This is a genomic window from Desulfovibrio sp., from assembly GCF_041907885.1.
In the GTDB taxonomy this organism is placed as follows: Bacteria; Desulfobacterota; Desulfovibrionia; order Desulfovibrionales; family Desulfovibrionaceae; genus Desulfovibrio.
Genome location: NZ_JAYRGM010000004.1, coordinates 1 through 15101, shown reverse-complemented (window position 1 = coordinate 15101; position 15101 = coordinate 1). Strand labels below are relative to the sequence as shown.

The window sequence follows — 15101 nt, the reverse complement described above, 5'->3', positions numbered from 1 at the left end:
ATGGCTACGGGTGCAAACCCTGTTTGCGCCGCAGCTTTATCAAACGCACACTTGTTCAACCAGGGGTGGGCATATAATGACAACACAGCAAAATAACGCCTGCCTGGCGGATTTTTTGGATTTCATGAACCGCAAGGGGCTGAACACAACCTCCCAGCGGCGCATCATTGCCGAGGCTTTTTTTGAGCTGCCCGGCCACCACTCGCTTGAAGAATTTTATCAGCATGTGATCAAGCGCGATTCTGGCATCGGCCAAACCACGGTGTACCGCACGCTCAAACTGCTGTGCGATGCCGGAATGGCCATGGAAATCCATTTCAGCGACGGCATTACCCGCTACGAAATCGCCAAGCCAGACAGCCACCACGACCATCTTGTGTGCCTCGACTGCGGCAAGATTGTGGAAATCTGCGACCCCCGCATCGAAAAACTGCAAAAAGAAATGGCCGAAAAATACGGCTTCAAACTGCGTGGGCATGTACACAACCTCTACGGCATCTGCAAAGAATGCCGCGACAAGGCCGCGCAGGAAAACTAGCTGTTCTTCTGTCTGCCAGTCAGCACAACCTCAAGGCTGCCCATTGGGCGGCCTTTTTTATGCTGGATGGCAGATTTTTAATTGCCGCCCCAAAATGAAGTTGACATTCATTTTCTATTGAAGCACACTTCTGGCACGCATCCCCACCATGGCTGAAAAAAGACCACCGGGAACATGAAGGTGAAGCATGGATATACAACTGATTATCGTCATCCTGTGCATAGCGGCAGCGGCCTATTATTTTGGCCGCAGAATGTACACGTCCATCCGCAAGGGCAAGTGCGGATGCTGTGAAGGCGGCTGCGACAGCGCCAAAAAAAGCTCGTGCGGCTGCACACCCACAGATGCCGAAGCCCAACGCCTTGAAGGCAAACGCCTCAAGTTTGAACCCAAAAAGTAAGGAATCTGCGTTTCAAAGTCCCCCTCCTGCGGTTCGCCTTGGCGGCAGACCGCGAACCGCCCAAGCCCTGGTCAAAACCGGGGCTTTTTTGTGCCCCGGCCATGCCAGCCCTCGCCCGCCCGGTTCTCCTGATCTGCTACAATCTGACACCCAGCCCTTACTACACGCGCCCTACCGTGCAGGTGCCAGCTCTTGGGCTGGCCTGCGCTTTTCCAGTGTCAGGGCAATACCCGCAGCAATTATGGGAAGGCAGATCAACAGATTGATGGCAATGGCAAGGCCCGCATACTGGATAACAAGCCCCACAAGGCCCACGCCAAGGCCTCCAATGCCAATACCAAACCCCAGTGAAAATCCTGAAGCCATGGCGGCCTGCCTGGAGAGCATTTCTTGCGCCATCACCACTATGGGGGAAAAGGATGAAAGCAGTGTTGCCCCTGCCAGGGCAAAAACCACAGATTGCAGCCCTGCACCCACATGCAGAAAGAGGTAGAAAAAAATGGGCGAGGCAGCCAAAGACCAAAAAATGACTATTTTTTTACCAAATCTGTCTGAAAGGTAACCGCCGGCCATGCCGCCCGCTGCCCCGGAAAGCAGCAAGATGAACAGCAGATGCGCGCTGGCTGCCAAACTAACGCCTCTTTGTTGCAGATACAGGGGAAGAAAGGCCACAAGACCGGAATACGTCAGCGTGCGCACGGCAATAATCAGCACCAGCTTGCTCAACTCCTTCCAGGCAGGGCGTAGAGCCTCCATCAAGGGTACCGAAGCGGCATGCGACCTTGCGGGTGTTTTTTGTGCCTTAAATGCCAGCAATACCGTTACTATAATGCCGGGAACCACAAAGTATGGCGTTACTTCCAGGCCATACCGTTCCACAAGGGGGATCACAAACAGGGGTGTCAACGCCCAACCCAGATTGCCTGCTGCACCAAACACAGCCTGATACAGCCCCTTTTTCTGACCACTTGCCGCACTGACCATTGCGGAAGCCTGAGGGTGAAACGCCGCCGCCCCAAGGCCAGAGAGGGCCGCAATCAGAATCAGCATGCTGGAACTGTGCGTCAAACCGATGAAACTCAGCAGCACTGCCAGCCATGCGGTTCCCACATAGATCATCCAGCTTTGATTTTTTCTGTCCACCATGTAGCCAATAAGCGGCTGTGAAAGCGACGATGTAATGGTAAATGCAGAAATGGCAAATGAAACCTCTCCTATGCCAAACCCGGCTGCAATAAGAAATGGCGTAAGAATCGGAATAATGTTCATATACCAATCATTAAGCATATGGGCCAATGATATGGAATAAACAATATCTTTTTTTATTGCTGTAGAACTCATTTCACTACTCCCCGCTATTCCTCATTATCACAGCTATCTGCGTATGCGGTTTCAAGGCGATTTTCTACAAACGCGTTAATATCCATAAGAAAACGCAGTATTATCGCCTGCTCGTCTGCGTCGTACTTATTTGCAATGTTGACCTTTTCTTCAAACGTGCGGGTATGGGTTATTTTATGGGCTTCAAATATGCTTTTTCCGCCTTCTGCAACCCTGAAATAAATATTTTTATTGTTTTCAGGCTCCTGATAGCTTTCGATAAACTTTTTCTTCAACAGCTTTTTGCATATTTTGCTTATGGCCCCACGGGTCATGCCCATCTCGTTTGAAACTTTTGTCACATTGGCATGATCAAGTGTTCCAATCCAATGAATGCAATGCACTTCCGTAAGGTTCAGATCGTCAAAAAAGTCCTCCCGTCCATGCCTAAAAGCGTCGGCATGCTCGGATATCTTGATGAGTTCAGATACAATTCTGTACGGCTGATTCACGACGGCTCCTTTTTGTTTACGTGGAAACAATCTCGGAATAATGTTTCCTTGTCAACAAAAAAACGGCAGCGCGCATGCAAAAAACTTCGCCTTGCTAAAACAAGGGGCGCGCTTGAAAATGCGGCGCGCCCCTAACCATCATGCCACGGCATGACGTTACTTTTCTATTGAATGAAAATTGGCTACTTGCGTCTTTTAAGCCTGTCGATCCGCTCCTGCATGAGAAAACGCCCGGTAACGGAATTTGGGTCGGCCACGATGGCCTCCGGCGTTCCCGCAGAAACGATCTGCCCGCCGTTTTCGCCGCCGCCCGGCCCCATGTCCAGCACATGGTCAGAAGCCAGAATCATGTCGGTATTGTGTTCGATAACCACCACGCTGGCCCCCCGGTCAACCAGGGCGTGCAATACCTTGATGAGCTTGCCCACCTCGTGCATGTGCAGGCCCGTGGTGGGCTCGTCGAGAATGTACATGGTTCCCGGCAGTGAGCGTTTGCCCAGCTCACGCGAGATTTTGATGCGTTGGGCCTCGCCGCCAGAAAGGGTTGTGGCGGGCTGCCCCAGGCGCAGATATTCCAGCCCCACTTCTTCCAGCACGGCAAGGCGGCGCTCCAGCGAAGGATAGCTTTCAAAAAGCTGACGGGCCTGATGCACGGTAAGGTCGAGCACCTCGGCGATGTTCAGCCCCTTGTAGCGCACCTCCAGGGTTTCGTGGTTGTACCGCTTGCCCTTGCACACGTCGCAGGTAACGTACACGTCGGGCAAAAAGTGCATCTCAACCCTGATCTGCCCGTCGCCGCCGCAGGCCTCGCAACGCCCGCCGCGCACGTTAAAGCTGAAACGCCCCGGCTTGTAGCCGCGCTTGCGGGCGTCCTGGGTCATGGCAAAAATGTTGCGTATCTCGTCAAAAATCTTGGTGTAGGTGGCAGGGTTGGAACGCGGCGTGCGCCCAATGGGTGTCTGGTCGATGGCCACAATGCGCTCGACCGGCGCGGAACCCTTTTCGTATTCCAGCCCGCCGATGGTGCCGGGCTGATCAACGCGCAGGCCAAGATTCAGGGCCACATGCTTGTAGAGGGTATCCACCACCAGCGAGCTTTTGCCAGAGCCGGAAACCCCGGTCACGCAGGTCAGCACGCCCAACGGAATACGGCAGTCGATATTGCGCAGGTTGTTGGTGGTAATGCCGTGCATGACCAGCGCCCCCTGCCCCTCGCGCCTTTCGTCCGGCAGGGCGATAACGTCGTCGCCGCGCAGATAGCGGGCCGTGAGCGTATCGGCCTTGCCAAGCAGGTCATCCACCCGCCCCTGAAACATGATTTCGCCGCCCTGCGAGCCAGAACCGGGGCCGAGTTCGATGACCGTATCCGCCGCGCAGATGGTGGCCTCGTCGTGTTCCACCACCAGCACGGTATTGCCGCGTGCCTGCAACGAACGCAGGGTTCCCAGCAGGCGCTCGTTGTCACGCGGATGCAGGCCAATGGAGGGCTCGTCGAGCACGTAGGTTACGCCCACAAGGCCAGAGCCGAGCTGTGAAGCCAGACGGATGCGCTGCGCCTCACCGCCCGAAAGCGTGGACATGGAACGCCCAAGCGAAAGATACTCAAGCCCCACGCTGCGCATAAAGGAAAGACGGTGGGTCAGCTCCTTCATGAGCGGCTCGGCAATAACCACATGCCGCCCCGTAAACTCCCGCTTTTCCAGCCATTCCAAAGCACGCTCAACCGAAAGGCTGCAAAATTGCGCAATGTTCAGGTCATCCACCCGCACGGAAAGGGCATTGGTGTTGAGCCGCGCGCCGTGGCAGTCGGGGCAGTCCATGGTCTGCCGAAAGCGCGCCAGAGCCTCGCGCCAGGCATCGCCGTACTGCATGCCGCTCTCAAGCAGGGGGATAACACCGGGCCAGCGCTTTTCGCTTACGGCCACCTGCCCCTGCGCGTGCAGGGCATCAGAAAAATGCTCACTCTGATAGTCGCCGCCCGCACCAAGGGCAACGCTGCCGCCCATCCAGTTACGCCGCAGGCCAAGCGAGGCCCGCGCGGGGTGGCCCTGCTCGTCCTCGCCGTAAAACAGGGCAGAAAGCGCGTCTTCGGTAAACTGCTCCAGCGGCGTGGAAAGCTGAAATTTGTAGCGCTTGCCCAGCGCCTTGAGGGCTTCCTCGTAGCGGCTGAACATCTTGTCCGTGGCCCAGGGCAGCAGTGCGCCAGTGTTCAGCGAAAGCCCCATGTTGGGCGCAATGAGGCGCGGTTCAAAATAATCCACCCCGCCAAGGCCCACGCAACGCGGGCAGGCCCCCTGCGGCCCGTTGAACGAAAAAAGCTGCGGGCTCGGCGCGGGCAGGGAAATACGGCAGTGCGCGCACACCGAGGTGGTGGAATGCACGGTGTCGGCATCCTGCCCTGCGGCGGCCTTGTCCGGCTCGTGCAGCACAATACGGCCCTCGCCGTAACGCAGGGCCAGCTCCACCGAATCGGCCAGACGACCCCGAATGCCCTCCTTGTTCACCAGGCGGTCTACCACCAGATCAATGGAGTGCTTCTTGTTCTTGTCCAGGGCTGGCACATCGTCGAGTGTATAGAATTCGCCGTTCACGCGCACGCGGGCAAAACCCTCGGCCTTGAGCTTTTTGAACTTGTCCTGATGCGTGCCCTTTTGCAGCTCCACCAGTGGGGCCATGACCATAAACTTGGTTCCCTGCGGCAGGGCCATGATGTCGGCAATGATCTCGTCGGCTGCGCGGGCCTCGATGGGCCGCCCGCACTGCGGGCAGTACATGCGGCCAAGACGCGCAAAAAACACGCGCAAAAAGTCGTAGATTTCCGTTACCGTGCCCACCGTAGAACGCGGATTGCGCGACACGCTCTGCTGTTCAAGCGATATGGCGGGCGAGAGGCCTTCAATCTTTTCCACATCGGGCTTGTCCATCTGGGGCAAAAACTGGCGGGCGTAGGCAGAAAGCGATTCCACATAGCGTCGCTGGCCCTCGGCATACACAATGTCAAAGCCGAGTGTCGATTTGCCAGAGCCGGAAGGCCCGCAGATCACCACCAACTCGTCACGGGGAATGTCCAGGCTGATATTTTTGAGATTGTGCTGGCGGGCCTTTTCAATGTGGATGCAGTGCTTGCTTGTGTTCATGAAAGCATATGTAAGCGGCCCAAGGGGCATTGGCAAGGGCCGCTGGTGCGTATTTTTGCGGCTGATTTGGGGCGGAGTCTGGCATGGGCCGGGCAGGCGGTGGCACGGTTTGGCTGCGCGGTTCTCTCCTGCCCGCAAGCCTTTGCATGGACAAGCTTTGCCGAAAGCGGTATAAATTTTTTTACAGCACGTCTGTTCTCTGCAACCCTTTGTCTTGCGGGAGGATGTATGCCGCGTCATATACAGTATTTGTTGCTTGCCCTGTTGCTTGCCGTGCTCGCCAGCCCCGCCGGGGCCGCTGAAAGCGAGGTGACCGCACGCAGCATTTTTGCCCTGCTGCCCGAAAGTATTTTTGAAAACACGCCCGAAGGCCTCAGCCCCCAGGACAAACAAAAACTGCTTTCTGCCGGGCATTCCGAATTCTGGGAAGTGGCTGGCGAAACCGAAGACGTGATGGTTTTCGCCTCGCTGCCCTTCAGGGATACCGCCGTGGCCCTGCGCCTGTTTCGCCATGCCACCGATGGTTCGGTGCTGGCCGCCTTTGGCACGCTGGGGGGGTCGGTATGTACCCTTGAGCTGTGGCGGGTAGACGCATCGGGCCGCGCCGTGCCTGCCGACACACCACAGGAACCGGATATCAGCACCTTCTTTGCCTCTGGCCGTAAAATGCCGCCCGATGTGCAGGCCACGGTTATGATCTGCCTTGGCCTTGGGGGGCTGAAGGCCCAGCCTCTTTTCTGGACAAGCACGGGCATGGCCCATGTGCCGGTAGACAACGATGCGAGCTTTCAGTGGAACGGCAGGAATTTTGAAAAGCTGGTGCAGCCGCACACAGACTAGCCACACGGCATGACATTGCCTGTTGGGCTCCCGAAAGGGAAAGGCCCGTTGCAGCCAAGGAATCTTCGGCTGCAACGGGCTCTATTTTTTGCGCAAAAGCCGTGCGAGGAGGCAATGGCTAAATTGTCACTTTGTTTTCTGGCAAGGCAAGGAGATTTTTTCACGCAGGGCGTGTATTTTTAAGGCACTCGACCAGAATAAAAAAATCTTTCCAACGCCGCCAGAATGCAAAAACCAGCAAGTTAGCCCCGCTTGCCCGCAAGGCTGAACAGCAACAAGGCCCCCATGATGACCGCACCGCCCGCAAAGGTAGATGCCTCCGGCAGCCCGCCCCGTACCGCAAAATCGAGCAGCATGGACAAAAAGGGCGTCAGAAACATGTAGTTGGTCACAAGGCTGGTGCGCGGCGCTACGGCAAGAGCCCGTGTCCAGCACAGGTAGGCTGCGGCGCTAGGGAAAATACCGAGAAACAGCGCCAGCCACAGGGCATGGGGCGGTGCGGCCCGCATTTCGGCCACCGTTTGCGGCAGGCAGTAGAGCAAAAACAGCGTGCCCGCAAAAAAACTCCAGGCTGCAATCTGCACCGAGCTATACTGCCGCGACAGTGTGCGCTGCACAATGCTGTACAGGCTTATCAGGGCCGCTGCCACAAGCACCCAGCCCATGCCGGGAGCAAGCATAAAGCCCTGTCCGCCGCCGTTCATCAGCACCACGCCGCAAAAGGCCAGCGCCAGTGCAAGCCAGCGCAGTACGGGCAGCCGCTCGCCAAAAAACATGCGGGCCAGCGCCGCTGTCAGAATGGGCGCTGTTGAAATGACAATGCAGTTTGTAGTGGGGTTGAGGCTGATGGAGCCCTCGTTAAATGCCAGCAGATACAGCGTAAACCCGCTCAGGCCAGAAGCCGCAACCAGTGGCAGATGCCGTGCGGCAGGCATGCATAAACCACCGCGCCCCTTGCCCATGACCGGCAGAATGACAAGAAAGGCTAGCGATGCCACCGCGCAACGCACCAGGCCCAATGGCCCGGGAGTAAAAAAGGCAAGCGCAACCTTGGTGTATACATAGGCTGTGGACCACAACACCACGGTTGCAAAGGCATAGGCCTGACAGACCAGGGCGGGATTGTTCATGGCTATCGGCGGCATGGTTACACGCTGCAAAAGCCACAAACATCGCCCGCAAACGCCGCGCGGGCGGCCCGGGCTTTTGTGGCCGGATATCGGCCAGTTCGGGCTGTCGCTATTTTTCCAACCACTCCCCAAGGCGGGCTTCAAGAGTGGCCGCGTCGTAACGGGGGGTGGCATACATGCCTGCTGCCTCGCGCTGACGGGCTGCCTCTGCCAGAATAATGGCCGAGGCGACAGACACGTTGAAGCTCTGGATCATGCCGTACATGGGGATGTACAGTTCGCCGTCGGCGGCGGCCAGCAGTTCGGGCTCAACGCCGCTGTGCTCGTTGCCCATGACCACTGCCGTGGGGCGGGTAAAGTCCCACTCGCGCATGGGGCGGGCCTTTTCGGTAAACGAGGTGGCAAGCACCTGCATTCCCTGACCGTGCAGCTCTGCCAGCATTTCCTCGCTGGTTTTATGGCGCACAGTTTCTACCCATTTGCGGGCCGAGGCAGATGTTTTGCGCCCAAGAGCGGGAAATGCCGTGTTGGTGTAATACAGGTGAACACGGCTGACGCCGAAAGCATCGCACGAACGGTAGATGGCCGAAACATTGTGCGGATCGTGGATATTGGCGAGCACCAGCGTAAGATCGGGCTGGCGGTGGCTCAACACTTCCAGAAAACGGGCCTTGCGCCGCGCCGTGGGTTCTTTTGGCATGAAAAATCCCTTAACCTTGTAATTGATTGCTGCCTTGGTGTGGCAGAAAATGGCCTTTCAGGCAAGTGCGGGCGCACGTAGGGCATGGACTGCCCGCGCGCCTTGGGCTATACTGGATGTGTCGCTTCTGGCCGGTTTTTCTTACTGGCCTGCAATTACTTCACCTTTTTTCAGGAGCAACATGACTCTATTCCGCTTTCTCACCTTTATAATGAGCACCCTGCTGCTCGCTCCCAGTGCGGCCCTTGCCGCTGCCGACCATCTTTCTGTTCCAGGTTCCCTCTCCGTCTGGTGGATCATACCCTTTGGGGGCATGCTGCTTTCCATCGCGGTAATGCCGCTGACAGCCCACGTATTCTGGGAGCACCACCGGGGCAAGATATCCATTTTCTGGGCTCTGGCCTTTCTGATCCCCTGTTTGGCTGTTTACGGCCCTGGCGTGACCTTTTACGAATTCTGCCACAGCATCCTGCTGGATTACATACCTTTTCTTGTACTGCTGTTTTCGCTGTACACCGTGGCCGGTGGCGTGCGCCTCAAGGGTTCGCTTACCGGTACGCCGTCGGTGAACCTGGGAATTCTGGCGCTGGGCACGGTACTGGCAAGCTGGATGGGCACAACGGGTGCTGCCATGCTGCTGGTGCGCCCCATGCTGCGCGCCAACGCACACCGCAGATACCGTGTGCATTCTGTTGTTTTTTTCATTTTTCTGGTGGCCAACATCGGCGGCTCACTTTCACCCCTGGGCGACCCGCCGCTTTTTTTGGGATTCCTGAAAGGTGTGGATTTTTTCTGGACCACATCGCACCTCTTTCTGAAAACCCTTTGCCTTTCTGTAGCCCTGCTGGCGCTCTATTTTATTATTGATACGGTGCTCTACAACAAGGAGGGCCGCCCTGTGCCGCCCGCCCCCCCGGCTACCGGGGCCGACACCGCGCGGCAGGAAAAGCTGGGCCTCGACGGCAAGATCAATCTGCTGTTTTTGCTGGGCGTGGTGCTTGCAGTGCTGCTTTCTGGCCTGTTCCCCCGGGGTACAGTGGCAACCATTGGCGGCGTGCCCCTTGAGGCGCAAAACGTGCTGCGCGATGCGGCCCTGCTGGTTATTGCCGGGCTTTCACTGCGCCATACCAGCCGTCAGTGCCGGGAGCTCAACGGATTTTCGTGGGGCCCCATAGAGGAAGTGGCCCAGCTGTTCTTTGGCATTTTTGTCAGCATGATTCCGGCCATGGCCATCCTCAAGGCTGGCACATCTGGCGCGCTGGCCCCGCTGGTAGAGCTTGTTTCACGCGACGGGCAGCCGGTCAACGCCATGTACTTCTGGCTTACGGGCATTCTTTCCAGCTTTCTGGACAATGCACCCACCTACATGGTTTTTTTCAACACTGCCGGTGGCAACGCGCAAAACCTCATGCACCAGATGCCCGAAACGCTGGCGGCCATCTCTGCCGGCGCGGTTTTCATGGGGGCGTGCAGCTACATTGGCAACGCGCCCAATTTCATGGTGCGCGCCATAGCTGAAGACCAGGGCGTGCGCATGCCCGGATTTTTTGGCTACATTGCGTGGTCTGTGTGCATTCTTGTGCCGCTGTTTGCCCTGATGACCTGGATTTTCTTTATCTAGACTTACCGCAACAGCCATTCTCTGATCTGCAACGCAAAAAGGCGGGCTTTTGCCCGCCTTTTTGCGTTAATCACAGAACTCGCCTGCTGTTGAGGGTTTTAGCGCAAGCGGTCTGCTAGATGAATTCGTCGATACGGCCAGCGCGCACCTTGGAAAGCAGCCTCTTGGCCGCGCCCAGTTCAACGGTGGTCATTTTTTCCAGCTTTTCGGTCAGCAGCTGTTCGCCCATCATGCGGGTATAGGGCGTGGCATAGTGCAGCAAAAATTCCTGGAAGGACGCGGCAGAGTTGGGGCCGCACTGATTTTTCATGCCGCATTCGCGCACCATGGCCAAAAAGTCGTCACCCCGGCGGCCCAGGCGTGGGCAGGCCGCGCAAAAGGACGGCAGATGGTGGGCTTCTTCAAGCAGAAAGCGCACCACTTCATCCACATGGCAGTCTTCGCCAATGGGGAAGGCAACCTTTTGCTCCGCATCGTCAATCCAGTTGCCGTAGGGATTGGCCACGCTGCCGGTAAGCAGCTGCGAACCACCGGCGCTGCACCCATCGCGCCACAGGCCCGCCGGTTCCTTGGTGGTCAAAATGATACCGGCATAGGGAACAGCTAGACGCGCAATGGCCACGCAACGCAGATAGTCCGAATCGCTCACGGGATACGGGGTCTGCATGTTGCTGCCCGGCGCGCAACGCATGCGGTGCAGGCTCAGGGTGCGGCAGCCAGCATTGTAGGCCCGCAGCAAATGCGCCTGATGCTGCACCACCCCAAGCAGGTCAAACTGCCACGGGCCAAGGCCCAGCATCAGGCCGCCGCCCACGTCGGGCACGCCAGCCTGAAAGGCCACATCTGCCGCGTTGAGGCGTGCGTAAAAATCGCTCTTGGGGCCGGACACATGGGCTGCGCGGTAGCTGGCCTCGTGGTAGGTGTCCTGATAGATGAGCATGGTTCCCACATACGAATCAAGCAGGGCCGCGTATTCGTGTGATTCAAGCGCGCCCACATTGACGTTGACGCTGTGTACCTCGCCCACGCCGTCAAAGGCCGTGTACAGAATGCTTATGGCCTCGGCCAGATATTCAATATCCGCATTGGGCAACTGCCCGCTCACAAGAAAGATGCGCTTGTGTCCCTGCCGGATCAGCTTGAGAGCGGCCTGACGCATTTCGGGCGGGGTCATGTACTTGCGCTCAATGGCCTTGTTGCTCTTGCGGTTGGCGCAGTACAGACACTCGCTGCCACAGTGGTTCGAAATGTGCAGCGGTGCGGAAAGCACAATGCGGTCACCGTACACCTTCTGCTTTACCTCGTCTGCCGCAGCCATGATGCGGCCAATACCCACGCCGTCCTGCACACGCATGAGCGCCACGGTTTCTTCCATCGACAGCGATTGCAGCTCAAGCGACTTGTTGAGGATATCGCGCAGCTCGGCGCTGTCAGGAGCGCTATTTCTTTCCAATGCTATTTCTATGGCCTGGGAATCAAACCAACTGGGCTGTGCATGGGCTGACATGGGAACCTTCCTTGCAATAATTTTCAAGTATTTCAGGCAGAAATGCCGACACGGCAAAACCGCACATCATGTTATTTTGTTCACAAGTTGCACGTTATTTATTTCACATTTGAAAGTCAAGGTATGTACTCCTACTTGTTTGATTAATCAATGAATTTTTCAGACAGGTTTTAATACTCAAATTTATAATAATTTTAGCCAATTATATATAAATGTAAATTTGCTCTCATCAAATGCTTATTAAAAAAAAGTTTTTTATTCCCTTTTTGCGTGCTTGTGCCGCCGCATACTCAGCCAGCTTGCACCGCAATTTGCGCAGCGCTATATTTCCCCTGCGTATGCTGCCACGGCTGCGCATACCGCGAAAAATCAGGAGTTGAACCGCGCTGTGTACCAACCTGGCATTGCCCAGGCTGGAACATGGCAATGGACACAACTGCCCGCCAATGCAGGCAAACCATCTTGTGAATGTAAGGAAACACCATGCTTACCCAGCGCGTTGCCAGACACATAACGGCCCTTCTGCTTTTTGCCAGCCTTGCGGCATTATTACCCATAGCCTGTGGCGCCGCCCCCAACCCGGATGAAAGCAAGCCCCAGGGTTCGCTACGCGTTGCCCTGCTGCTTGAAACACCCACGGGCGACAACGACTGGAGCGACAGCCTGGTGGCTGGTCTGCGGCAGGCCGAACAGGAGCTGGGCGTACGTGCCACAGTTGCGGTGGCCCAGCCGGCGCACGATGATGCAGCCCTTCAGGAGATGTTTCGCACCGCTGCGGCCAGCAATGATCTTGTGCTGGTGGCCTCCAGCGGGCTGCACGAAGTGCTGCGCAACAACGCCGCCAACTTTCGACGCACCATGTTTGGCTGCATCGACGCTGGCGTGCGTGCGCCCAACATCATGTCCATAACCTTTGCCGACGAGCAGGCGGCCTACCTTGCCGGAGCCGCCGCAGCCATGGTGGCCCGCCAGACATCCCTGCCCGGCATGCGCGGCAGCAAGGTCATGGGCTGGATAACCGGCGAGGACTGCCCCTCCATGCGTTCGCTGCTGGGTGGCTTTACCGAGGGCGTGCGGGTTATCGACCCCGAAATTCGCGTGGTTAATGTGGTCACCGGTTCGTTTGCCGATGCGGAAGCTGGCCGCGTTGCGGCGCGCAAATTACTGGATCAGGGTGCCGACGTGCTGGTGCTGGCAAGTGGCGCGGGCAACGGCCCGGCCCTTCAGGAAGTAAAGGCGCGCAACGCCTACGCCGTGGGCCTTGATACCAACAAGGACGCCCAGCTGCCCGGCCACGTTATCACCTCCATTCTCAAGCACCCCAACAAGGCCGTTTACGACATTGTGGCCGCTGCTGCTTCCGGCAAGTTTGCGGGCAAGGAAATTCTGGTGCGCGACCTGCAAAACGGCGGTGTTGATATCACCGACATGGCCACATTCAAGGCGGCGGCTGGCAAAAACACCCCTCAGGATCTGGACCGCCGCCTGCGCGAGCTGCGGGGTGAAATTCTCAACGGCGGCGTGCGGCTTAAATCACTGCGCGAGCGCACACTTTGCGATTGCCTATAAAAGCGGCCCCAAGGAATAATCAATTTTATTGCCGATAAACGTAAAAAAATATACGGTTTCCCATCGGGTGGTTCAGGCCAGCCCGTAAAGGCGTCATCCCCCCCAACGCCCCAGACCATGGACAAATGCATGCAACCTGCGCGACCACACAACACTGGTCGCGCGCCAACCATAAGCTTGCGAGGATTATCCATGATTATTGGCGTCACCAAGGAGATTAAGGCCGATGAATACCGTGTGGGCATTACCCCTGCGGGTGTGAAGGCTTTAACCGATCACGGGCACAAGGTTCTGGTGGAAAGCGGTGCGGGGCTTGGCAGCCGCATAGGTGATGACGAATTTGCCAAGGCCGGAGCAAGTATGCTGCCGGTGGCAGATGTTTGGGCCAAGGCCGAAATGATCATGAAGGTCAAGGAGCCCCTGCCCAGCGAATACAAATACTTCCGTCCCGGCCTGCTGCTGTTTACCTATCTGCATCTGGCCGCCGACAAGGAACTCACAGACGCCCTGCTCAAGTCTGGCGTTGTGGGCCTTGCCTATGAAACTGTGCAGCCGCAAGACCGCAGCCTGCCCCTGCTGGCTCCCATGTCTGAAGTGGCCGGACGCATGGCCGTGCAGATGGGCTCGTACATCTTGACCAAGCAGGCTGGCGGCGCAGGCATGCTGCTGGGCGGTGTGGCTGGCGTGCAACGTGCCAGGGTTGCCATTGTGGGCGGCGGCACGGTGGGTACAGAATCTGCCAAGATGGCCATTGGCCTTGGGGCCGAAGTAACCATTCTGGACAACAATCTGAACCGCCTGCGCTATCTTGGCGATATTTTCTCCTCGCGCGTGCAGACCCTCGCTTCCAACGAATACAACATCGCCGCAGCCGTCAAGGAATCCGACCTTGTCATCGGTTCTGTGCTTATTCCCGGCGCTATGGCCCCCAAGCTGGTGACCGAAGCCATGATCAAAACCATGCGCCCCGGCAGCGTGGTGGTGGACGTGGCCATTGACCAGGGCGGCTCTTTTGAAACCACGGCGGGCAGGCCCACCACCCACCACGAACCCACGTTTGAAAAGCACGGCGTCATCCATTACTCCGTTGCCAACATTCCCGGGGCCGTGCCGGTTACCTCTACCTACGCGCTGACCAACGCCACCCTGCCTTTTGCCATAGAACTGGCAGACAAGGGCTGGAAAAACGCCTGCCGTGACAACATCGCTCTTGAGCGCGGCCTCAATACGGTCAACGGCCAGTGCACCTTTGCCGGTGTGGCCGAGGCATTTGGCCTGCCCTGCGTTTCTACGGCGCAGATACTGCGCTAACGGCTGATTAACGTAATAAAATCCCCCGGCATATGGTATGACCCCCATCAGGTAGACAAAGCAAAAAAGCCCCACTGGGCTTAAACTTTGAAAACATGATGGGGGCATACCACTAGCGATGGGGGCTTCATACAAGTATCGGGTTACATCTTTCGATGTAACCCGATACTTCTTAATTGGCGTCCTTAAGGGGCGACGATGTTTATGTTAAGGCGTCAATATTATTGTAAAGTTTTTCTGTAAAGATGTAGATACCCACATATATACCTACGCGGTTTCAAGTTCAAAGTGCAACACCCAGTCCTTGGGTATTGGCGTCTTCTAAAAAAACTTCATAGGGTGTCTTAAACCCAAGGCATTTTCTAGGCCGCCAGTTCAAGCGGCACATTGCCGCTATGATCTCATCTTGCGTGACCGATGCCAAGCTTACCCCCTTGGGGAAGTATTGGCGTAGAAGGCCATTGGAGTTCTCGTTCAAGCCACGCTCCCACGAATGGTAGGGGTGCGCAAAAAATC

General features: G+C 56.9%; 13 protein-coding genes. 6 read left to right on the top strand and 7 right to left on the bottom strand.

Features of this window, described 5'->3' with window-relative positions:
- Positions 1–76 precede the first annotated feature (76 nt).
- Both ACE3NW_RS03720 and ACE3NW_RS03715 read left to right on the top strand, forming a co-directional pair.
- Positions 77–538, top strand: a complete 462-nt coding sequence (locus ACE3NW_RS03720; RefSeq protein ID WP_374280505.1) for a Fur family transcriptional regulator — start codon at positions 77–79, stop codon at positions 536–538.
- Between the two features lie 187 nt (positions 539–725).
- Positions 726–938: a hypothetical protein gene (locus tag ACE3NW_RS03715; protein ID WP_374280502.1), complete on the top strand. Its 213-nt coding sequence runs from the start codon at positions 726–728 to the stop codon at positions 936–938.
- A gap of 171 nt (positions 939–1109) precedes the next feature.
- Here ACE3NW_RS03715 and ACE3NW_RS03710 read toward each other — a convergent pair whose 3' ends face one another.
- From ACE3NW_RS03710 to uvrA, 3 genes are all read right to left on the bottom strand, one after another.
- Positions 1110–2225 (bottom strand): MFS transporter, encoded by a 1116-nt coding sequence (locus ACE3NW_RS03710; protein WP_374280801.1) that lies wholly within the window; start codon positions 2223–2225, stop codon positions 1110–1112.
- Between the two features lie 68 nt (positions 2226–2293).
- Positions 2294–2770: a MarR family transcriptional regulator gene (locus tag ACE3NW_RS03705; protein ID WP_374280500.1), complete on the bottom strand. Its 477-nt coding sequence runs from the start codon at positions 2768–2770 to the stop codon at positions 2294–2296.
- A 182-nt stretch (positions 2771–2952) separates the two neighbouring features.
- Complete coding sequence (gene uvrA / locus ACE3NW_RS03700) at positions 2953–5907, bottom strand: excinuclease ABC subunit UvrA (protein ID WP_374280498.1); 2955 nt, start codon at positions 5905–5907, stop codon at positions 2953–2955.
- A 228-nt stretch (positions 5908–6135) separates the two neighbouring features.
- Here uvrA and ACE3NW_RS03695 point away from each other — a divergent pair, with 228 nt between their 5' ends.
- Positions 6136–6747, top strand: coding sequence for a hypothetical protein (locus tag ACE3NW_RS03695; RefSeq protein WP_374280496.1), 612 nt, complete (start codon positions 6136–6138; stop codon positions 6745–6747).
- 242 nt (positions 6748–6989) lie between these two features.
- Here ACE3NW_RS03695 and ACE3NW_RS03690 read toward each other — a convergent pair whose 3' ends face one another.
- Together ACE3NW_RS03690 and ACE3NW_RS03685 are read right to left on the bottom strand one after the other, a co-directional pair.
- Complete coding sequence (locus ACE3NW_RS03690; RefSeq protein WP_374280494.1) at positions 6990–7877, bottom strand: DMT family transporter; 888 nt, start codon at positions 7875–7877, stop codon at positions 6990–6992.
- Positions 7878–7986: 109 nt separating this feature from the next.
- Entirely contained in the window at positions 7987–8577 is a 591-nt protein-coding gene (locus ACE3NW_RS03685; RefSeq protein WP_374280491.1) for a TrmH family RNA methyltransferase, read from the bottom strand.
- A 181-nt stretch (positions 8578–8758) separates the two neighbouring features.
- Here ACE3NW_RS03685 and ACE3NW_RS03680 point away from each other — a divergent pair, with 181 nt between their 5' ends.
- Positions 8759–10198, top strand: a complete 1440-nt coding sequence (locus tag ACE3NW_RS03680; RefSeq protein ID WP_374280489.1) for a sodium:proton antiporter — start codon at positions 8759–8761, stop codon at positions 10196–10198.
- A gap of 115 nt (positions 10199–10313) precedes the next feature.
- Here ACE3NW_RS03680 and ACE3NW_RS03675 read toward each other — a convergent pair whose 3' ends face one another.
- Positions 10314–11651 (bottom strand): radical SAM protein, encoded by a 1338-nt coding sequence (locus tag ACE3NW_RS03675; RefSeq protein WP_374280487.1) that lies wholly within the window; start codon positions 11649–11651, stop codon positions 10314–10316.
- A 537-nt stretch (positions 11652–12188) separates the two neighbouring features.
- On the opposite strand from ACE3NW_RS03675, the gene ACE3NW_RS03670 reads away from it, so the two are divergent.
- Both ACE3NW_RS03670 and ald read left to right on the top strand, forming a co-directional pair.
- Complete coding sequence (locus ACE3NW_RS03670; protein WP_374280485.1) at positions 12189–13274, top strand: BMP family protein; 1086 nt, start codon at positions 12189–12191, stop codon at positions 13272–13274.
- Between the two features lie 192 nt (positions 13275–13466).
- Positions 13467–14585 carry an alanine dehydrogenase gene (ald, locus tag ACE3NW_RS03665; protein WP_374280483.1) on the top strand — a complete coding sequence of 373 codons (1119 nt, stop codon included), beginning with the start codon at positions 13467–13469 and terminating at the stop codon, positions 14583–14585.
- Between the two features lie 283 nt (positions 14586–14868).
- Here ald and ACE3NW_RS03660 read toward each other — a convergent pair.
- Positions 14869–15101 (bottom strand): transposase (locus ACE3NW_RS03660; RefSeq protein ID WP_374280481.1); only part of this gene is annotated, 233 nt, incomplete at its 5' end.